23 protein-coding genes are annotated in these 20,741 nt (G+C 41.7%); all 23 read right to left on the minus strand.

Annotated features, from left to right (window positions below; genetic code table 11):
• Positions 1 to 140 precede the first annotated feature (140 nt).
• The 23 genes from rplF to rpoB all read right to left on the minus strand — a co-directional run bounded on the left by rplF (position 141) and on the right by rpoB (position 20,734).
• Positions 141 to 677 carry a 50S ribosomal protein L6 gene (gene rplF, locus B6F02_RS10645; RefSeq protein WP_080147319.1) on the minus strand — a complete coding sequence of 179 codons (537 nt, stop codon included), beginning with the start codon at positions 675 to 677 and terminating at the stop codon, positions 141 to 143.
• A 31-nt stretch (positions 678 to 708) separates the two neighbouring features.
• Complete coding sequence (gene rpsH, locus B6F02_RS10650) at positions 709 to 1,107, minus strand: 30S ribosomal protein S8 (RefSeq protein WP_080147320.1); 399 nt, start codon at positions 1,105 to 1,107, stop codon at positions 709 to 711.
• A gap of 36 nt (positions 1,108 to 1,143) precedes the next feature.
• A complete protein-coding gene (locus B6F02_RS10655; RefSeq protein WP_080147321.1) occupies positions 1,144 to 1,329 on the minus strand; it encodes a type Z 30S ribosomal protein S14 in 186 nt (61 codons plus the stop codon).
• Between the two features lie 33 nt (positions 1,330 to 1,362).
• On the minus strand, positions 1,363 to 1,902 hold the full coding sequence (gene rplE / locus B6F02_RS10660) for a 50S ribosomal protein L5 (protein ID WP_080147322.1): 540 nt from the start codon (positions 1,900 to 1,902) through the stop codon (positions 1,363 to 1,365).
• Between the two features lie 27 nt (positions 1,903 to 1,929).
• Positions 1,930 to 2,235, minus strand: a complete 306-nt coding sequence (gene rplX, locus B6F02_RS10665) for a 50S ribosomal protein L24 (protein ID WP_080147323.1) — start codon at positions 2,233 to 2,235, stop codon at positions 1,930 to 1,932.
• 34 nt (positions 2,236 to 2,269) lie between these two features.
• The gene (gene rplN / locus B6F02_RS10670) at positions 2,270 to 2,638 is read right to left on the minus strand and encodes a 50S ribosomal protein L14 (RefSeq protein WP_080147324.1); all 369 of its coding nucleotides are present in this window, start codon (positions 2,636 to 2,638) and stop codon (positions 2,270 to 2,272) included.
• Between the two features lie 74 nt (positions 2,639 to 2,712).
• Positions 2,713 to 2,976, minus strand: a complete 264-nt coding sequence (gene rpsQ, locus B6F02_RS10675) for a 30S ribosomal protein S17 (RefSeq protein WP_080147325.1) — start codon at positions 2,974 to 2,976, stop codon at positions 2,713 to 2,715.
• Positions 2,977 to 3,011: 35 nt separating this feature from the next.
• Positions 3,012 to 3,206: a 50S ribosomal protein L29 gene (gene rpmC / locus B6F02_RS10680; RefSeq protein ID WP_080147326.1), complete on the minus strand. Its 195-nt coding sequence runs from the start codon at positions 3,204 to 3,206 to the stop codon at positions 3,012 to 3,014.
• The gene (rplP, locus tag B6F02_RS10685; protein ID WP_080147327.1) at positions 3,196 to 3,627 is read right to left on the minus strand and encodes a 50S ribosomal protein L16; all 432 of its coding nucleotides are present in this window, start codon (positions 3,625 to 3,627) and stop codon (positions 3,196 to 3,198) included. Before rplP ends, rpmC begins: the two co-directional genes overlap by 11 nt.
• A gap of 3 nt (positions 3,628 to 3,630) precedes the next feature.
• Positions 3,631 to 4,287: a 30S ribosomal protein S3 gene (rpsC, locus tag B6F02_RS10690; RefSeq protein WP_080147328.1), complete on the minus strand. Its 657-nt coding sequence runs from the start codon at positions 4,285 to 4,287 to the stop codon at positions 3,631 to 3,633.
• 3 nt (positions 4,288 to 4,290) lie between these two features.
• Positions 4,291 to 4,647 carry a 50S ribosomal protein L22 gene (gene rplV, locus B6F02_RS10695; RefSeq protein ID WP_080147329.1) on the minus strand — a complete coding sequence of 119 codons (357 nt, stop codon included), beginning with the start codon at positions 4,645 to 4,647 and terminating at the stop codon, positions 4,291 to 4,293.
• A gap of 21 nt (positions 4,648 to 4,668) precedes the next feature.
• Entirely contained in the window at positions 4,669 to 4,944 is a 276-nt protein-coding gene (gene rpsS / locus B6F02_RS10700) for a 30S ribosomal protein S19 (RefSeq protein WP_080147330.1), read from the minus strand.
• Between the two features lie 48 nt (positions 4,945 to 4,992).
• Positions 4,993 to 5,829, minus strand: a complete 837-nt coding sequence (gene rplB / locus B6F02_RS10705; protein ID WP_080147331.1) for a 50S ribosomal protein L2 — start codon at positions 5,827 to 5,829, stop codon at positions 4,993 to 4,995.
• Between the two features lie 83 nt (positions 5,830 to 5,912).
• Positions 5,913 to 6,206: a 50S ribosomal protein L23 gene (gene rplW, locus B6F02_RS10710; protein WP_080147332.1), complete on the minus strand. Its 294-nt coding sequence runs from the start codon at positions 6,204 to 6,206 to the stop codon at positions 5,913 to 5,915.
• On the minus strand, positions 6,206 to 6,829 hold the full coding sequence (gene rplD / locus B6F02_RS10715) for a 50S ribosomal protein L4 (RefSeq protein WP_080147333.1): 624 nt from the start codon (positions 6,827 to 6,829) through the stop codon (positions 6,206 to 6,208). The genes rplW and rplD overlap by 1 nt, the downstream gene beginning before the upstream one ends.
• A 26-nt stretch (positions 6,830 to 6,855) precedes the next feature.
• A complete protein-coding gene (rplC, locus tag B6F02_RS10720) occupies positions 6,856 to 7,494 on the minus strand; it encodes a 50S ribosomal protein L3 (protein WP_080147334.1) in 639 nt (212 codons plus the stop codon).
• A 32-nt stretch (positions 7,495 to 7,526) separates the two neighbouring features.
• A complete protein-coding gene (gene rpsJ / locus B6F02_RS10725; RefSeq protein WP_080147335.1) occupies positions 7,527 to 7,835 on the minus strand; it encodes a 30S ribosomal protein S10 in 309 nt (102 codons plus the stop codon).
• Between the two features lie 611 nt (positions 7,836 to 8,446).
• A complete protein-coding gene (gene tuf / locus B6F02_RS10730; RefSeq protein ID WP_080147336.1) occupies positions 8,447 to 9,631 on the minus strand; it encodes an elongation factor Tu in 1,185 nt (394 codons plus the stop codon).
• Between the two features lie 132 nt (positions 9,632 to 9,763).
• The gene (fusA, locus tag B6F02_RS10735; RefSeq protein WP_080147337.1) at positions 9,764 to 11,857 is read right to left on the minus strand and encodes an elongation factor G; all 2,094 of its coding nucleotides are present in this window, start codon (positions 11,855 to 11,857) and stop codon (positions 9,764 to 9,766) included.
• Positions 11,858 to 12,006: 149 nt separating this feature from the next.
• A complete protein-coding gene (gene rpsG, locus B6F02_RS10740) occupies positions 12,007 to 12,477 on the minus strand; it encodes a 30S ribosomal protein S7 (protein WP_080147338.1) in 471 nt (156 codons plus the stop codon).
• Positions 12,478 to 12,535: 58 nt separating this feature from the next.
• Positions 12,536 to 12,946, minus strand: a complete 411-nt coding sequence (gene rpsL / locus B6F02_RS10745) for a 30S ribosomal protein S12 (RefSeq protein ID WP_080147339.1) — start codon at positions 12,944 to 12,946, stop codon at positions 12,536 to 12,538.
• A gap of 396 nt (positions 12,947 to 13,342) precedes the next feature.
• Positions 13,343 to 16,972, minus strand: a complete 3,630-nt coding sequence (gene rpoC / locus B6F02_RS10750) for a DNA-directed RNA polymerase subunit beta' (RefSeq protein ID WP_080147340.1) — start codon at positions 16,970 to 16,972, stop codon at positions 13,343 to 13,345.
• 165 nt (positions 16,973 to 17,137) lie between these two features.
• A complete protein-coding gene (gene rpoB, locus B6F02_RS10755; RefSeq protein WP_080147341.1) occupies positions 17,138 to 20,734 on the minus strand; it encodes a DNA-directed RNA polymerase subunit beta in 3,597 nt (1,198 codons plus the stop codon).
• Positions 20,735 to 20,741 lie beyond the last annotated feature (7 nt).

Below are 20,741 nucleotides of genomic sequence, written 5' to 3' on the forward strand. Positions count from 1 at the left end.
GTCGAACACAGTATTTCTGAAACGACTGATCGTTCAGGAATGGTAAGAAAAGCGTACGGCAGACAGCTGAGATCTTATCAGTGATAAGCGCTCGGTTCTGCAGCAAAGCTATTTTCATTAAGTTCGACTTGAATGCATTATTATTTACCTGTTTTACCTTCTTTACGGCGAACGTGTTCACCTTGGTAACGAACTCCTTTACCTTTGTAAGGCTCAGGTGGGCGGATCGCTCTGATGTTGGCAGCTAAAGCGCCAACTTTTTCTTTGCTTGCCCCTTTAACAGTAACGACTGTATTAGATGGTACTTCAACAGTCAATCCTTCGATTGGTTCGAATTCTACTGGGTGAGAAAGACCAACGTTCATGACCAATTTGTTACCTTGCAATTGTGCACGGTAACCAACACCGATCAATTCAAGTGTTTTTTGGAATCCTTCAGTAACTCCAACCACCATGTTGTTTACAACAGCGCGTGTTGTTCCATGGATAGTACGGCTAGCTTTTGATTCGTCAGGTCTAGTAAACGTCATTTCATTATCTTCAATATTGATTTTGATTACTGGGCTCAATGTACGAGTTAATTCGCCATTTTTCCCTTTAACTGTAATTTCTGTTCCGTTAAGGTTAACTTCTACACCTTCTGGAATAGTAATAGGTTTATTTCCGATACGGCTCACAGTACGGCACCTCCTTCATCTTTATCATTGATTACCAAACGTAAGCGAGGACTTCTCCTCCGATATTTTTAGAACGAGCAACTTTATCTGTTACAACACCTTCAGATGTTGAAACAAGCGCGATTCCTAATCCGTTCAATACTTTAGGCATTTCTTCTGCTTTAGCATAAACACGCAATCCTGGTTTAGAGATACGTTTAACGCCAGTAATGACACGTTCGTCATTTTGACCGTATTTCAAGAAAATACGAACGATTCCTTGTTTGTCGTCTTCTACGAATTCGACATCTTTAACGAATCCTTCACTTTTCAGGATTTCGGCCATACCTTTTTTTAAATTTGAAGCAGGGATTTCTACTTTAGTGTGACGAGCGTTGTTTGCATTACGCACACGAGTTAGAAAATCTGCGATAGGATCTGTCATGACCATTCGATATATCCTCCTTTATGGCAAGTTTTCTGTTTTTTACCAGCTTGCTTTTTTCAAGCCTGGGATTTGCCCTTTATAAGCTAGCTCACGCAAGCAGATACGGCATAATTTAAATTGTTGATATACTGAATGCGGGCGTCCACAACGTTCACAGCGAGTATACTCTTGAGTTGAAAACTTGGCTGGTTTTTTGTTTTTTTCAATCATTGCTTTTTTAGCCATTTCTACATTTTCCCTCCTAATAAGGTGTCAAGGTTATTTTTGGAACGGCATTCCCAATTGTCCAAGTAATTCACGTGCTTCTTCATCAGTATTCGCAGTTGTTACGATAACGATGTCCATTCCGCGAACTTTATCTACATCATCATAGTCGATCTCAGGGAAGATTAGCTGCTCTTTAACACCTAACGTATAGTTGCCGCGTCCGTCGAAAGCATTTTTGCTGACTCCACGGAAGTCACGTACACGAGGTAGTGAAACAGTTACTAATTTGTCTAAGAAATCATACATACGATCACCGCGTAACGTTACTTTAGTACCAATTGGCATACCTTCACGTAAACGGAAGCTTGCGATAGATTTTTTAGCACGAGTGACAACAGGTTTTTGTCCCGAAATCATTGTTAATTCTTCTACTGCTTTATCAAGGTTTTTAGTGTTTGATACAGCGTCACCAACACCCATGTTCAAGACGATCTTGTCCACTTTTGGTGCTTGCATAACTGAACTGTACTCAAATTTTTCTACTAATGATGGTTGAACATCATTTAGATATTTTTCTTTAAGGCGTGTCATTTATGAATGCCCTCCTTTCCTACTTTATTAAAGTGTTTCGCCAGATTTCTTAGCGTAACGTACTTTTTTACCATCTTCGAATTTATAGCCTACTCTTGTAGGTTCATCTGTTTTAGGATCAATCAATTGAACGTTAGAAACGTGAATAGGTGCTTCAGTTTCTACGATTCCGCCTTCTTGGCCCATACCTGTAGGACGGGTATGTTTTTTCATGATGTTGATGCCTTCAACGACTACTTTATTTTGTTTAGGTAAAGCTTTCAAGATCGTACCTTGTTTCCCTTTGTCTTTACCAGCTAATACTTTAACTTTATCTCCTGTTTTTACAAACATTCTCTAGCGCACCTCCTTATGACATTTGTCGGAATTAAAGAACTTCCGGAGCTAACGAAACAATTCTCATAAAGTCATTCTCACGTAATTCACGAGCAACTGGTCCGAAGATACGTGTTCCACGTGGTGCTTTGTCTTCACGAATAATAACACAAGCATTTTCGTCAAATTTAATATATGAACCGTCTACACGACGAGCTCCTGATTTTGTACGTACAATAACCGCACGAACAACTTCACCTTTTTTAACAACGCCGCCTGGTGTTGCTTGTTTAACTGTAACAACCACTTCATCACCGATGTTTGCAGTCTTAGCACCTGATCCGCCTAATACTTTGATAACAAGTACTTCACGCGCACCAGAGTTGTCAGCGACTTTCATTCGACTTTCTGTTTGAATCACGTTAGGATCCTCCTTTCAACCTCACGAAGAGATGTCTCTTCGCTGTGCAGCCTTTGGCTTACACATATTTTCTTTTATAAGATTACTGCTTCTTCAACCACTTCAAGCAAACGGAATCGTTTGTCTTTAGATAATGGACGAGTTTCCATGATTCTAACGACATCACCTGTTTTAGCAACATTGTTTTCGTCATGAGCTTTGAATTTTGTTGAGTATTTCATACGTTTTTGGTATTTACGGTGTTGTCTTTGAGTCGCGATTTCGACAACGATTGTCTTATCCATCTTGTCAGAAACAACTTTCCCTTGATACACTTTACGTTCGTTACGTTCAGCCATTTTCCAGCCTCCTTTGAATACAGATCAGCACGGTCTTACTTAACGAGTTCAGCTTGACGCAAAACTGTTTTCACACGTGCAATATTTTTACGGACTTCTTTAATACGCGCTGTATTTTCTAGTTGTCCTGTAGCTAACTGAAAGCGCAAGTTAAATAGTTCTTCTTTGTATTCTGCTTCTTTTCCTAATAATTCAGTAGTGGATAAGCCTTTTAATTCATTAGCCTTCATGTGAGTCACCACTTTCTTCACGAGTTACTACCTTAGTTTTAACAGGCAGTTTGTGTGAAGCCAAACGCAATGCTTCGCGAGCTACTTCCTCAGATACGCCGCCGATTTCAAACATGATTTTACCACGTTTAACCGGTGCTACCCAGCTCTCAGGAGCTCCTTTACCAGAACCCATACGAACACCAATTGCTTTAGCTGACACAGGTTTGTGCGGGAAGATTTTAATCCATACTTTCCCACCACGTTTCATGTAACGTGTCATAGCGATACGAGCAGATTCGATTTGACGACTTGTGATCCATACAGAATCAACTGCTTGCAAGCCATATTGACCGTAAGCAATTTCTTTTCCACCTTTCGCTTCGCCTCGCATTTTACCACGGAACTCACGACGGTGTTTTACACGTTTTGGTACTAACATCGATTATTTTCCTCCTTTCTTGTTCTCTGTTACTGTTGGAAGAACTTCTCCTTTGTAGATCCATACTTTAACGCCGATTTTACCGTAAGTTGTGTTAGCTTCTTCGTTTGCAAAATCGATATCAGCACGGATAGTGTGCAATGGAACTGTTCCTTCAGAAAAACTTTCGTTACGGGCCATGTCTGCTCCGTTTAAACGACCTGAAACCATCGTACGGATTCCTTTAGCGCCAGAACGCATTGTGCGTTGGATTGCTTGTTTCTGAGCACGACGGAATGAAATACGGTTTTCAAGTTGTTCAGCGATACTTTTAGCTACTAATGTAGCATCCATATCTGGTCTCTTAACTTCAACAATATTGACGTGAACACGTTTGCCAGTCATACTGTTCAATTTATTTCTTAGTGCATCAACTTCTGATCCACCTTTACCAATAACCATTCCTGGTTTAGCAGTATGAATAGATAAGTTGATTCTGTTTGCTGCACGTTCGATTTCAACACGTGAAACTGAAGCTGTGCTTAATCTGTCTGCAATAAATTCGCGGACTGCGATGTCTTCAAGCAATGTATCTGCAAAGTCTTTATCTGCATACCATTTAGCGTCCCAATCGCGGATAACGCCGACACGCATTCCATTAGGGTTTATTTTTTGTCCCACAGATTACCCCTCCTTCTTCTCTGATACCACTACAGTGATGTGGCTTGTACGTTTGTTGATTCTTGAAGCTGCACCTTTCGCACGAGGACGGAATCTTTTCAGAGTTGCTCCTTCGTTGACATAGGCTTCGCTTACAACTAATTCTTCAATATCCATATCATAGTTATGTTCAGCGTTCGCAATTGCTGACATTAAAACTTTTTCTACCGCTTCTGATGCGCCTCTGTTCGTGAAGCGAAGGATAGAAATAGCTTCTGCAGCGCTTTTTCCTCGAATCGTATCAACGACTAATCTAGCCTTACGAGGAGCAATACGAACTGTACGAGCAGTTGCTTTTGCAGCTGTTACTGTTTCTGCCATTGTAATTTCCTCCCTTCGCTACTAACGTCTAGTTGTGCGGTCGTCTTTACCGTGTCCACGGTATGTTCTTGTTGGTGCAAACTCACCTAGTTTGTGACCAACCATGTCTTCTTGAACAAAGACTGGTACGTGTTTTCTTCCATCATATACGGCAATGGTGTGACCTACAAAGTTCGGGAAGATCGTTGAGCGACGTGACCATGTTTTGATAACACGTTTGTTGTCTTCACCAAGTTCACGAACTTTTTTCATCAAATGAGCATCGACAAAAGGTCCCTTTTTCAAACTACGGCTCATGTATTGCCCTCCTTCCAGGGAAATCCTGTGTTTTTACATTTTTAGTGTTTATTTTTTATTTTTACGGCTACGAACGATAAGTTTATCTGAACGATTCTTACCTTTACGTGTTTTCTTACCAAGAGTTGGTTTACCCCATGGTGTCATTGGACTTGGACGTCCGATTGGAGCTCTACCTTCACCACCACCGTGTGGGTGATCGTTCGGGTTCATTACAGATCCACGTACAGTTGGGCGTTTACCTTTCCAACGGCTGCGTCCTGCTTTACCAACGTTGATCAATTCGTGTTGTTCATTACCAACAGAACCGATTGTTGCGCGGCAGCTAGCTAGGATCAAACGGCTTTCTCCTGATCTTAGGCGTACTAATACGTACTTGCCTTCTTTACCAAGGATCTGAGCTGATGTACCAGCTGAACGAGCTAATTGTCCACCTTTACCAGGTTTCAATTCAATATTGTGGATTACTGTACCGACAGGAATGTTTGCTAGTGGAAGTGCATTACCAGTTTTGATATCTGCATCTTCACCTGACATAATGTCTTGTCCTACTGTAATACCTTTAGGAGCTAAAATATAAGTTTTAATTCCATCTTCATATTGGATTAGTGCAATGTTTGCTGAGCGGTTCGGATCATACTCAACTGTTTTTACAATACCGCGAACGCCGTCTTTTTGACGTTTGAAATCGATGATACGGTATCTTTGCTTGTGGCCTCCGCCTTGATGACGGACTGTGATTCTACCTTTGTTGTTACGTCCCGCACGTTTAGGGCTTGGAGCAAGCAAACTCTTTTCAGGTGTACTTGTTGTAATTTCTGCGAAATCTGACGCAGTCATATTACGACGTCCGTTTGAGGTAGGTTTGTACTTTTTAATCGCCACGTTATTTCCCTCCTTGTGATAGTCATGTAATAAGTCCGCTCCTGCGGACTAAGAGAAACTCACTTTTCTAGAAAGTGAGCAGATTATTCGTCGTCTTCTCCGAAGATTGTAATGTCGTTCGAATCAGCTGTTAAAGTAACGATCGCTTTACGGCGTTTTTTAGTGTATCCCATGTAACGACCCATACGTTTTGGTTTACGAGCAGTGTTAAGGATGTTTACTTTTTTAACTTTAACGTCGAAGATTTCTTCGATTGCTTGTTTAACTGTAGTTTTTTTGGCGCGAACATCAACTTCGAATGTATACTTTTTGTCGTCCATTGCATACATAGAAGCTTCAGTGATGATCGGGCGTAAAATTACGTCACGTGCATTCATTATTGAAGTGCCTCCTCTACTTTTTCCAGAGCAGCCTTCGTTACGATTAGCTTGTCATGAGCAACGACGTCCAGTACAGAAACGTTGTTTGGTGCAACAACTTTTACGCCTGGAAGGTTGCGTGCTGACAACGCTGCAAATTCATTCTCGTTTTCTAACACGACTAAGACTTTGTTACCAGCGTCTAAGTTTGTTAAAACAGCTCTGAACTCTTTAGTTTTTGGTGATTCAAAGTTCAAACCATCTACTACGACCAATTCTTGATCTATCACTTTAGTTGATAGTACAGATTTGATTGCTAAACGACGAACTTTTTTCGGTAATTTATAGCTGTATGAACGTGGTGTCGGTCCGAAGACTGTACCACCTCCACGCCATTGTGGTGAACGGATAGACCCTTGACGAGCACGTCCAGTTCCTTTTTGACGCCACGGTTTACGTCCTCCGCCGCGTACTGCACTACGGTTTTTAACCGCGTGTGTTCCTTGTCTTAAAGAAGCGCGTTGCATAGTGATCGCATCAAACACGACACTTTCATTTGGTTCAATACCAAAGATTGCATCATTTAATGTTACTTCACCATTTTGCGTTCCATCTTGTTTGTATAACGCTACAGTTGGCATTCTGCTTGTCCTCCCTTCCTACTCTATTATTTGTTGCCTGCTTTAAGCGCAGATTGGATTTGGATCAATGATTTTTTAGCGCCTGGAACATTACCTTTAATCAAGATTACGTTACGCTCAGCGTCAACGCGTACGATTTCAAGGTTTTGTACAGTCACTTGGTCTCCACCCATACGTCCAGCAAGTTTTTTACCTGGGAATACACGTGAAGGATCAGATGCGCCACCCATTGAACCAGGACGACGGTGATAACGAGATCCGTGAGTTTCTGGCCCACGAGATTGTCCATGGCGTTTAATAACACCCTGGAATCCTTTACCTTTTGAAGTCCCTGTTACATCTACAATGTCGCCTTCTGCAAATGTATCTACTTTAATTTCGTTTCCAACTTCGACATCTCCAAGCTCAGCATCTCGTATTTCTTTAATGAAGCGCTTAGGAGTCGTGTTAGCTTTCTTAACATGACCTTGTGCGGGTTTGTTTGACAATACTTCGCGTTTGTCATCGAATCCTACTTGAACTGCGTTATAGCCGTCAGTTTCAACTGTTTTAACTTGTAAAACAACGTTAGGAGCTGCTTCGATTACTGTTACAGGAATTAATTCTCCTGTTTCGCTGAAGATTTGAGTCATTCCGACTTTTCTTCCTAAGATTCCTTTGGTCATGAGTACACCTCCGTTATATGATTTTTTTAGTATTATAATTTAATTTCAATGTCTACACCTGATGGTAAGTCAAGCTTAGTTAAAGCATCAACTGTTTTAGGTGTTGGATTCACAATGTCAACTAGACGTTTGTGTGTACGCATTTCAAATTGCTCACGTGAATCTTTGTATTTATGTGGTGAACGAATAATTGTGTATAATTTACGTTCAGTAGGTAGCGGGATCGGACCTGAAACAGTTGCCCCAGTTCTTTTTGCCGTTTCTACGATTTTGTCAGCAGATTGATCAAGCACACGGTGTTCATATGCTTTCAAACGAATACGAATCTTTTGTTTTGCCATGATTTTCCCTCCTTCGCTTATTTAAGAAATAAACCTAGCTCCACGAAAATTTAACCAACTCACCCTCCATGGCAATGCATCCGGGTGTGTCGCAACCTCTCGCTTCAACGCCTTGGATCTGAAGTTGCCGCTCTCTATGCACTGCAATTATGCTCGCACACAAAGAGAATGCCTCTCGCAGACACTTTTACAAGTATACAGACAATCCATATAAATTTCAAGTGTTTTTAGATTTATTTTCCAAAAAAGTTGTATCTTTTTTACTTATCCTTTTGTCGCCTTACATACTTGGTATTTTATTGATAGATCAAGCTTCTATATATAAATCTAGGAATTGATAATCGAGTTTCTTCTATATTAATATACTTCATTTTTTAACCTTTTTCTATAAGTGACCTATTCACTGCTTACTCGTTTGTCTTTCTAATCAGTTTGCCTTTTCAGCACTCAGATCATCAATCTAGATTATCAATGAAGTAATAGTATTTTATAATCAGATTCAGTTCATAAAGGATTTTCTTATATTTCAACATAAAAAAAAGCGCAACTTCGAGAGAGACTCTCAAAGTTGCGCTTGAAATTTTATAAGGGTTGTTTAGTTAAGAATAAGATTATTCTATAACTTTAGTTACAACGCCAGCTCCTACAGTACGGCCACCTTCACGGATAGTGAATTTAGTTCCGTCTTCAACAGCGATTGGTGCAATAAGGCTAACTGTCATAGTAGTGTTGTCGCCAGGCATAACCATTTCAGTACCTTCGTTCAATTCGATTACTCCAGTAACATCAGTTGTACGGAAGAAGAATTGAGGACGGTAGTTTGAGAAGAATGGAGTGTGACGTCCACCCTCTTCTTTTGAAAGAACATATACTTCTGCATCAAATTTAGTATGCGGAGTAATTGAACCTGGTTTAGCTAGAACTTGTCCACGCTCGATGTCATCACGTGACATACCACGTAAAAGAGCTCCAATGTTATCTCCCGCTTCAGCGTAGTCTAACAATTTACGGAACATTTCAACACCAGTTACAGTTGTTTTAGCAGTATCTTTGATACCGATAACTTCAACTTCGTCTCCAACTGATACTTGACCAGCTTCAACACGACCAGTTGCAACCGTACCACGACCAGTGATTGAGAATACGTCCTCAACTGGCATCATGAATGGTTTGTCTGAGCTGCGTTCTGGAGCTGGGATGTAGTTATCAACTTCATCCATTAAGTCTAGAATTTTTTGCTCGTAAGCTTCGTCGCCTTCTAGAGCTTTAAGTGCAGATCCAGCAACTACAGGAATGTCGTCACCTGGGAATTCGTATTCTGATAATAGATCACGAACTTCCATTTCAACTAATTCTAGTAATTCTTCATCATCGACCATATCAACTTTGTTTAGGAAAACAACGATGTATGGAACACCTACTTGACGTGAAAGCAAGATGTGCTCACGAGTTTGAGGCATTGGGCCGTCAGCAGCAGAAACTACCAAGATAGCTCCGTCCATTTGAGCAGCACCAGTGATCATGTTTTTAACGTAGTCCGCGTGTCCTGGGCAGTCCACGTGAGCGTAGTGACGAGTGTCAGTTTCGTACTCAACGTGAGAAGTAGAGATTGTGATTCCACGTTCTTTTTCTTCTGCAGCGCCATCGATTGAATCGTAAGCTTGTGCTTCTGCATAACCTTTTTTAGATAATACAGTAGTGATTGCAGCAGTTAAAGTTGTTTTACCGTGGTCAACGTGTCCGATAGTACCAATGTTCATGTGTTGTTTTGAACGGTCAAATTTTTGTTTAGCCATTTTAAACATTTCCTCCTTAGGTTGTGTTCGTTTAATTGGAATAAAAACTCAGTTTCCATTCCATTATATCACAGTTAATTATACCGGCTTGCTGGCTATTAATCAATTATTTTAAGCGAAACCGCAGAAAAATTATTCTGCGTCAGATCCGCCGTTTTTCTTGATAATTTCTTCAGCAATGCTCTTAGGCACTTGATCGTAATGATCAAATTGCATTGTAAATGTTCCGCGACCTTGAGTTGCAGAACGTAGAGTTGTTGCATAACCAAACATCTCTGACAATGGAATTGTACCTCTGATTACCATAGTGTTGCCGCGTTGTTCTGAACCTTCGATGTTACCTCTACGAGCAGAGATGTGACCCATGATATCACCCATGTAGTCTTCTGGTACTGTAACTTCTACAGCCATCATCGGTTCAAGAATAACAGCACCTGCTTTTTTAGCAGCATTTTTCAATGCAAGTGAAGCAGCTACTTTAAATGCCGTTTCATTTGAGTCGACATCGTGGTAAGAACCATCGTAAAGTTTAGCTTTAACATCCACTAATGGATAACCAGCTAATACTCCGTTTTCTAGAGAAGCTTCTAGTCCAGCTTTTACTGCAGGAATGTATTCACGTGGAACAACCCCACCAACGATAGCATCTTCAAATTCGAAACCTGCTCCTTCTTCGTTTGGTGTAAATTCGACCCATACGTGACCGTATTGTCCTTTACCACCAGACTGACGAACAAATTTACCTTCTGATTGTACTTGTTTAGTGAATGTTTCACGGTAAGATACTTGAGGAGCTCCTACGTTAGCTTCAACTTTGAATTCACGTTTCATACGATCAACGATGATATCTAAGTGCAATTCACCCATTCCGGCAATTAAAGTCTCACCAGTTTCGTGGTCAGTTTCAGCACGGAAAGTAGGATCTTCTTCAGCTAGTTTTTGCAGTGCAATACTCATTTTATCTTGGTCTGCTTTTGATTTAGGCTCAATTGCAACTTGGATAACTGGTTCAGGGAATTCCATTGATTCAAGGATTACCGGGCTGTCCATGGCACATAGTGTGTCACCAGTTGTTGTATCTTTCAATCCAACAGCAGCTGCGATATCACCAGAGAATACTTCTGGAATCTCTTCACGAGAGTTTGCGTGCATTTGCAGAATACGACCTACACGTTCACGCGAGTCTTTTGTTGCATTCAAGATGTATGATCCAGACTCAAGCGTTCCAGAGTATACACGGAAGAATGTCAGACGTCCAACATAAGGGTCAGTCGCAACTTTAAATGCTAATGCAGCAAATGGATTCTCATCTCCTGCAGAACGAGTGATGATTTCATCTGCATTGTCTTTAGTGTGTCCCTGGATTGCAGGTACATCAAGTGGAGACGGCAGATAATCAACAACTGCATCAAGAAGTAATTGAACACCTTTGTTCTTGAAGGCAGAACCAACAAGTACAGGGTAGAATTCAACACTCAATGTTGCTTTACGGATACCTTCTTTTAGTTGCTCTTGAGAGATTTCTTCTCCTTCAAGGTATTGCATCATTAGATCTTCATCCATTTCAGCAACAGCTTCAACTAATTTAGTGTGCCATTCATCAGCTAATTCTTGGTAATCTGCTGGAATCTCTTCTTCTGTGATTTCAGTTCCCAAGTCATTACCATACATGAAAGCTTTCATTTTAACTAAGTCGATGATTCCAACGAAGTCATCTTCTGAACCGATCGGTAATTGGATCGGATGAGCGTTAGCTTGTAAGCGGTCATGTAAAGTGTGGTTAGCGTTAAGGAAGTCAGCACCTAATTTGTCTTGTTTGTTAACAAAAACAATACGAGGTACACCATAAGTTGTAGCTTGACGCCAAACTGTTTCTGTCTGAGGTTCTACACCAGATTGTGCATCAAGTACTGCAACAGCTCCATCTAATACACGTAATGAACGTTCTACCTCAACGGTAAAATCCACGTGTCCAGGTGTATCGATGATGTTTACTCGGTGGTTATTCCACTGAGCAGTTGTTGCCGCAGATGTAATCGTGATTCCACGTTCTTGTTCCTGTTCCATCCAGTCCATTTGTGAAGCACCTTCGTGCGTTTCACCAATTTTGTGGATACGTCCAGTATAATAAAGAATACGTTCAGTAGTAGTCGTTTTACCCGCATCGATGTGGGCCATGATACCAATGTTACGTGTTCTTTTTAGAGGGAACTTTCTTTTAGCCACTTGTCTCTACACCTCTCTATGATTATTTCGGTCCATACAGATGTATGAATCGTCAGGGTTGTTGATAACAGCATAAAAGAATGAATCAGCAGAGGATGTTTCTACAATCAAATAGAAACAAACGCTTCTGATCACATTCCTTAAGTTGATTACCAGCGATAGTGAGCGAATGCTTTGTTGGCTTCAGCCATACGGTGCATTTCTTCACGTTTACGTACAGATGCACCAGTGTTGTTAGCCGCATCCATAATTTCTTTAGCTAGACGGTCTTCCATGGTTTTTTCACCACGTAGACGAGCATAACTTACTAACCAGCGCAATGCTAGAGTCGTACGACGATCAGGACGCACCTCTACTGGTACTTGGTAGTTAGAACCCCCAACACGGCGAGCTTTAACTTCAAGAACTGGCATGATGTTTTTAAGCGCTTGTTCAAACACTTCAATTGGATCATTTCCAGTTTGTTCTTTAATTGAATCAAATGCATCATATAAGATTGTAGATGCTTTTCCACGTTTTCCGTCAACCATCAAGCGGTTGATCAAACGAGAAACCAATTTAGAATTGTAAATCGGATCTGGTAAAACGTCACGTTTTGTAACAGGACCTTTACGAGGCATGTAAATTCCTCCTTTCACAGGGAATTGTTTCAAAGTTTATTTTTTCATTCAGCTAGCTTTAGCTAGGTTTTTTAGTACCGTATTTAGAACGGCCTTGTTTACGATCAGTAACGCCAGCAGTATCTAACGCACCACGTACGATGTGGTAACGAACTCCCGGTAAATCTTTCACACGTCCACCACGAAGCAAGACAACACTGTGTTCTTGCAGGTTGTGTCCTTCTCCTGGGATGTATGCAGTTACTTCGATCATGTTTGATAAACGAACACGTGCATATTTACGTAACGCAGAGTTAGGTTTTTTAGGAGTCATTGTCCCTACACGAGTACAAACACCACGTTTTTGTGGAGAGTATACAGTTGTTTGTTTACGTTTTTGAGTGTTGTAACCTCTGTTCAATGCTGGTGATTCTGATTTCTCAACTTTTGATTTACGAGGTTTACGGATCAATTGATTAATAGTAGGCATCTTTTTGTTTCCTCCTTCCGTATTTTGTTGTATTTATTGGTTTTTCTAGACCCACACATCCAGGTGGTTCATCTTTAGGCAAAAGAAAGGATCGCTTCTGCAAGCGACTCTATTTACCTTTTATAACAACTTCCCCTTGCGGTTCTGCTCTTATAAACGTCCACCCGCTATCTGCGGTAGATTAATGGCTCTTGTATTCCAGTCAGAACGACTGTTGACTCTAGTGAGCTTAACGATCTAGAACAGGAATCTGTACACAAAAGCACCTATAGCATAGTACCACGTCTAATCAGGAGTGTCAACATTCCTCACAAAACTTTTTTATAAAAAGATGAACCTGAGCAGAACAGTTGCCCGCTCTGCTCAGCCATCTATTTTTAATGCTTTATCTCTTTATTAATTTTCTGTTGATGGTGTTACTTCGTCATTGATACTGTAAACATTCTCGCTGACTACTCCAACACTTTTCGGCTTCATTTTGTTATAGACCTGCATACCTGTTCCGGCTGGAATAGATTTACCGATAATAACATTTTCTTTCAATCCGATCAGCTGATCGTTCTTACCGCGGATCGCAGCATCTGTCAGTACTCGAGTCGTTTCTTGGAATGAAGCAGCAGATAAGAAACTGTTCGTTTCTAATGATGCTTTTGTAATTCCCAGAAGAACTGGTCGAGCTGTTGCTGGCAGGCCGCCAGACATTAGAGTAGAAACATTTTGCTCTTTAAAGTCGTGGATGTCCATCAGACTTCCTGGAAGAATGCTTGTGTCACCTGGGTCAAGAATACGGACTTTGCGCAGCATTTGACGAACCATTACTTCGATATGCTTATCGCCGATTTCTACCCCTTGGCTTCGGTATGCATACTGCACTTCTTGAAGCATGTAGTTTTGAAGTTTGATGACGTTACTTACAGACAGCAATTCTTTCGGATCAATAGACCCTTCATTGAAAGCATCTCCACGTTCGATAAAGCTTCCGACTTTAACACGTAAGCGAGCATTGATAGGAAGTGTATAGGTACGTGTATCTGTTGCACCTTTTACGACAATATCTTTTGTACGCTCAGCAGGTGTTTCATCGATTGATACGATTTCTCCGGCAACTTCAGAGATCATTGCTTGCCCTTTAGGGTGACGAGCTTCGAAGATCTCTTGTACACGAGGAAGACCTTGTGTAATATCGTCTCCGGCAACCCCACCCGTATGGAATGTACGCATGGTCAACTGAGTACCAGGTTCTCCGATTGATTGAGCTGCAATGGTACCAACAGCTTCTCCGACTTCAACTTCGCGACCAGTCGCCAAGTTTCGGCCGTAACATTTCTTACATACACCGTGGTTGGTGTTACAGTTGAATACGGAGCGAATCGTGATTTCTTCAATCCCCGCTTCAATAATTTCTTTAGCAATATCTTCAGTGATCAAGGCATTTTCTGCAACGATTACAGCTGCTGTTTCTGGATGCTTAACTGTTTTACGTGCATAACGTCCGATGATACGGTCTTCAAACGGTTCGATTTCTTCGTTGCCGTCTTTGATTGCTGAAACCAGCAGTCCACGTTTCGTTCCACAATCTTCTTCGCGAATGATAACATCTTGTGCAACGTCTACCAGACGACGAGTCAAGTAACCTGAATCGGCTGTTTTAAGGGCCGTATCTGTCATTCCTTTACGGGCACCGTGAGTAGAGATAAACATCTCTAGTACGGATAGTCCTTCACGGAAGTTGGAAGTGATCGGCAATTCCATGATACGTCCACTTGGAGCGGCCATCAATCCACGCATACCTGCAAGCTGCGTAAAGTTTGAGATGTTACCACGAGCTCCAGAGTCACTCATCATGAAGATATTGTTTTGTGCATCTAGTGAAGTCATCAGATGTTCTTGGATGACGTCTTTTGTCTTCGTCCAGACATCGATTACTGCTGTATAACGTTCTTCTTCAGTAATCAGACCACGTCTGTGGGAAGCGTTGATACGGTCAACTTGTTGATGCGCTTTATCCAGGATTTCTTCTTTTTCTTTCAAGTTAGAAATATCTGCAATCCCTACTGTAATCCCAGATTTAGTTGAGTACTTGTAACCCAAGTTTTTCATTAAATCCAGCATTTTAGATGTTTCAGTTACATGGAATCGTTTAAAGACTTCCGCAATAACATTTCCTAAGTTTTTCTTCTTGAACGGCTGGATGGTTTCCATTTCTTTAATATGAGCCGGAATATCTGTTCCGTAAGCTACGAAATACTTATCTGGAGTTTGTTTTTCAAGGTTCACTTGAGTTGGTTCATTTAAATATGGGAATTCAGCCGGCATAATTTCGTTAAAAATCAATTTCCCAACTGTTGTGATCAGATATTTATCTTTTTGCCATTCAGTAAATGGTTTGTTTGATAAAGCTGATGCATGAATTCCTACACGTGAATGCAAGTGAACATAGCCGCTTTGGTAAGCTTGGATTGCTTCTGAAGTGCTTGAGAAGATCATGCCTTCTCCTTCACGTCCAGCTTCTTCCATTGTCAGGTAATAGTTCCCTAAAACCATATCTTGAGATGGTGTAACAACTGGTTTACCATCTTTAGGGTTCAAGATGTTTTGTGCACCCAGCATCAAGATACGTGCTTCTGCTTGCGCTTCGTCACTTAGTGGAACGTGGACCGCCATTTGGTCCCCATCGAAATCGGCATTGTACGCTTCACAGACTAGCGGGTGAAGACGAATTGCTTTCCCTTCAACTAGGATAGGCTCAAATGCTTGGATCCCCAAACGGTGTAATGTAGGTGCTCGGTTAAGAAGTACCGGGTGTTCACGGATAACGTCTTCTAGAACTCCCCAAATCTCTTCATCCATGCGCTCTACTTTGCGTTTTGCGTTTTTGATGTTATTGGCAATGTCTCTTGCTACAAGTTCTCTCATAACGAAAGGCTTGAATAGTTCGATGGCCATTTCTTTTGGAAGACCGCATTGATACATTTTCAGTGTCGGTCCAACTACGATAACGGAACGTCCTGAGTAGTCAACACGTTTACCCAGCAAGTTCTGACGGAAACGACCTTGTTTCCCTTTCAGCATGTGAGAAAGTGATTTTAACGGACGGTTACCTGGTCCTGTAACAGCACGACCGCGGCGACCATTGTCTACTAATGCGTCTACCGCTTCTTGCAGCATACGTTTTTCGTTTTGAACGATGATATGCGGTGCATTTAAGTCTAGTAAACGTTTCAGACGGTTGTTACGGTTGATGACACGTCTGTATAAGTCATTCAAGTCACTTGTTGCAAAACGTCCGCCTTCTAATTGAACCATTGGTCTAAGTTCAGGAGGAATAACCGGCACAACGTCCATGACCATCCATGAAGGATTGTTTCCAGAGTTGCGGAACGCTTCAAGGATATCTAAACGACGAACGGCTCTTGTACGTTTTTGTCCAGTAGCGGATTGTAACAATTCTTTTAATTCTGCTACTTCTTCTTCTAAGTCAACATCATTGAGTAATGTCTTGATAGCTTCTGCTCCGATTTCAGCGCGGAAGTTATTGCCATACTGTGCACGACGTTCGCGGTATTCGCGTTCTGTCATAAGCTGTTTCTTCTCAAGAGGTGTATCTCCCGCATCTGTTACAACGTAAGAAGCGAAGTAGATGATTTCTTCTAGTGCACGCGGGCTCATGTCTAAGACAAGTCCCATACGGCTTGGAATACCTTTGAAGTACCAGATATGTGTAACTGGTGCAGCTAATTCCAAGTGACCCATACGTTCACGACGAACTTTTGATTTAGTCACTTCTACGCCACAGCGGTCACAAACGATCCCTTTATAGTGAACACGTTTGTATTTTCCGCATGAACATTCATAATCTTTTGTTGGTCCAAAGATTCTTTCGCAGAACAGTCCGTCTTTTTCTGGTTTTAAAGTACGGTAATTAATGGTTTCTGGTTTCTTAACTTCTCCAAATGACCAGCTGCGGATTTTATCCGGTGAAGCTAAGCCGATTTGAATACTTTCAAAATTATTTACATCGATCAAAGGGGCTACCTCCCTTTAGTTAGATTGTCGAGCTGCCCTAAAGCTCCCACACAAGGCAGAACTGAGCAGTCTAGAGAAATGGATTTACATAAAAGTCTATCCGGATTTCTCTTGACTGTTCAGCTTGCGTTGCATGCTGATTGTTTGTTTCAGTAAGGTCTATGCTTACTCTGTGTCTTGATCTTGTACTTCAATCAACGCTGCTTCTTCTGTGCGCTGTCTTGCTTCCTCAGCACGTTTCAAGTCTTGTTCCTTTTTCATTTCTTCTAAAGAATCGACATTGCCATAGTCATCATCTTCATCTGTATCTTGAAGATCGATCGGCATGCTTTCTTTATCCAGAACTTTAAGGTCTAATCCTAGTGACTGTAGTTCTTTCACTAATACTCGGAAGGATTCTGGTACACCAGGACGTGGAATCGGCTCACCTTTAACGATCGCTTCGTATGTTTTCACACGACCTACGACGTCATCTGACTTGTATGTCAAGATTTCTTGCAAGGTATAAGCAGCACCGTATGCTTCCAGTGCCCAAACTTCCATCTCTCCAAAACGTTGTCCACCGAACTGAGCTTTACCACCCAGCGGCTGTTGCGTTACTAGAGAGTAAGGACCTGTTGAGCGAGCATGCAGTTTGTCATCGACCATGTGGGCAAGTTTGATATAGTACATAACCCCTACGGATACTTTGTTATCAAACGGCTCACCTGTACGGCCATCATATAAAACTGTCTTGGCATCGTCGTCCATTCCTGCTTCTTTGATGGTTTCCCAGATATCTTCTTCATGCGCTCCATCGAATACTGGTGTAGCGATGTGGATACCTAATTTGCGGGCAGCCATTCCCATATGCAACTCAATAACTTGTCCGATATTCATACGTGATGGTACACCCAGCGGGTTCAACATGATATCGACTGGCGTTCCGTCCGGCATAAACGGCATGTCTTCTTCCGGAAGGATCAAAGAGACAACCCCTTTGTTTCCGTGACGTCCGGCCATTTTATCCCCAACGTTGATTTTACGTTTTTGAACAACGAATACACGAACCAGGAAGTTTACCCCTGGAGATAACTCGTCGCCTGCTTCACGCGTAAAGATCTTAACGTCGTGTACGATTCCGCCGCCGCCGTGTGGTACGCGTAGAGAAGTGTCACGTACTTCACGTGCTTTTTCTCCAAAGATTGCATGCAGCAGTTTTTCTTCTGCAGACAATTCTGATACACCTTTTGGCGTTACTTTACCAACTAGGATGTCGCCATCTTGAACTTCTGCACCGACACGGATAATTCCGCGGTCGTCCAAATGTTTTAATGCGTCTTCCCCTACGTTAGGCAATTCACGGGTGATTTCTTCAGGTCCTAGTTTCGTGTCGCGTGCTTCAGATTCAAATTCTTCAATATGAATAGAGGTATACACGTCATCTTTAACTAGACGTTCGCTCATGATGATGGCATCTTCAAAGTTATAACCGTCAAAAGTTGTAAAGGCGATCAGCGGGTTGCGGCCTAATGCCATTTCTCCGTTTTCCATAGACGGTCCATCAGCAAGGATGTCCCCTTTGTCTACTTTTTCGTCTTTGCTGACTAATGCACGCTGGTTATATGAAGTACCGGCATTTGAACGTTTGAATTTAGCAATGTTGTATTGATCCAAGGTTCCGTCTTCTCTGCGGACACGAACTTGTTTTGCATCAACGTATTCTACAACTCCATCATGTTTTGCAATGATTGCAGCTCCAGAGTCACGCGCAGCAAGGTGTTCGATACCTGTTCCGACTAATGGTGCTTCCGGCTGCATCAACGGTACAGCTTGTCGCTGCATGTTGGCACCCATCAAGGCACGGTTCGAGTCATCGTTTTCTAAAAAAGGAATACTTGCAGTCGCTACAGAAACAACTTGTTTAGGAGAAACGTCCATGTAGTCAACTTTCGCTACATCGATCTCTTCGTTATTGTTTTTTGTACGCGCAAGCACGATATCATTTGTAAATGTACCGTCTGGATTAAGCGGGGCATTCGCTTGTGCAACGACATATAGATCCTCTTCGTCAGCAGTCAGATAGCTGATCTCATCTGTTACACGCAAGTTTTCACGATCTACTTTACGGTAAGGTGTTTCAATGAATCCATATTCATTGATCTTAGCGTAGGTAGACAAACTGTTGATCAATCCGATATTCGGTCCCTCAGGCGTTTCGATCGGGCACATACGGCCATAGTGAGAATAGTGAACATCTCGAACTTCATATCCAGCACGATCACGAGTCAAACCACCGGGTCCAAGTGCAGATAGACGACGTTTATGCGTCAACTCACCCAGCGGGTTTGTCTGATCCATGAATTGCGATAGTTGCGATGAACCAAAGAATTCTTTGATTGATGCAACAACTGGACGAATATTGACAAGTTGTTGAGGTGTAGTTGTTGACGTATCCTGGATAGACATACGTTCACGAACGACACGTTCCATACGGGAAAGACCAATACGGAATTGATTTTGCAGCAACTCGCCAACTGAACGAATACGACGATTACCCAAGTGATCGATATCATCTGTTTCGCCGATACCTTCTTGAAGGTTAAAGAAGTAGCTCATTGAAGCGATCATATCTGCCGGAAGTATATATTTCACTTCACGGTCTGGAGTGGCATTACCAATCACGTTGACAATACGATCTGAATCAGATGGAGCGTATACTTTAATGACTTGCAAGTCGATTGGTTCAGGAACAACCCCTTCATCTGAAGGGTGAATCGTGATGCCGCCTAGACCGTTGTCTAGATGAGGACCTAAATGATCCATTACGTCTCGTGTAACTTCTGTTCCTTCTTTTGCCAACAATTCTCCTGTTTCCGGGTCAACCAGTGTTTCAGCTAATGTTAATCCCATCAAACGGATTTTCAAATCTAGTTTTTTGTTGATTTTATAGCGGCCGACGCGTGCTAAGTCATAACGCTTAGGATCAAAGAAACGAGTCGTTAACAGACTTCTTGAAGAATCTGCTGTTTTCGGCTCGCCCGGACGCAGACGTTCGTAAACGTCTTTCAGCGCTTCTTCTACACGAGAGTCCGCAGTATTTTTGTGGATATCTTTTTCAAGGGTTGCTCTTAAGCTTTCATTTGCACCAAACAATTCAAGAATTTCATCGTCTGATCCAAAGCCCAATGCACGAACAAGTACACTTAACGGAATTTTACGCGTACGGTCAATACGTACGTTTGAAAGACCTTTTGAGTCTGTTTCATATTCCAACCAAGCTCCGCGGTTCGGGATTACTGTAGAACCGAAACCTTCCATACCATTTTTTTCAACTTTAGGGCTGAAATAAACACCAGGTGAACGGACTAGCTGAGAAACGATAACACGTTCAGCACCATTGATAATGAAGGTACCTTGTTCAGTCATCAGAGGGAAGTCTCCAAAGAACACTTCTTGCTCTTTCACTTCTCCTGTTTCTTTGTTGATTAAACGCAATTTTACATATAATGGTGCAGAGTAGTTTGCATCATGTTGTCTTGCTTCGTCAACAGTATATTTAGGTTCTTGCAATTGGTAGTCTGTAAACTCCAGAGAAAGATTTCCAGAAAAGTCCTCAATCGGAGAAATGTCTTTAAACATATCTCTAAGTCCATCTTCTAAAAACCATGTATATGAATTTGTTTGTATCTCTGTCAAATTCGGGAGTTCCAGCACTTCGTTGATTCGTGAATAACTTCTTCTTACACGGTGTTTACCGTAGTTCACATTATGGCCTGCCAACCTTTTT

The organism is Marinilactibacillus piezotolerans (genome assembly GCF_900169305.1).
Lineage (GTDB): Bacteria > Bacillota > Bacilli > Lactobacillales > Carnobacteriaceae_A > Marinilactibacillus > Marinilactibacillus piezotolerans_A.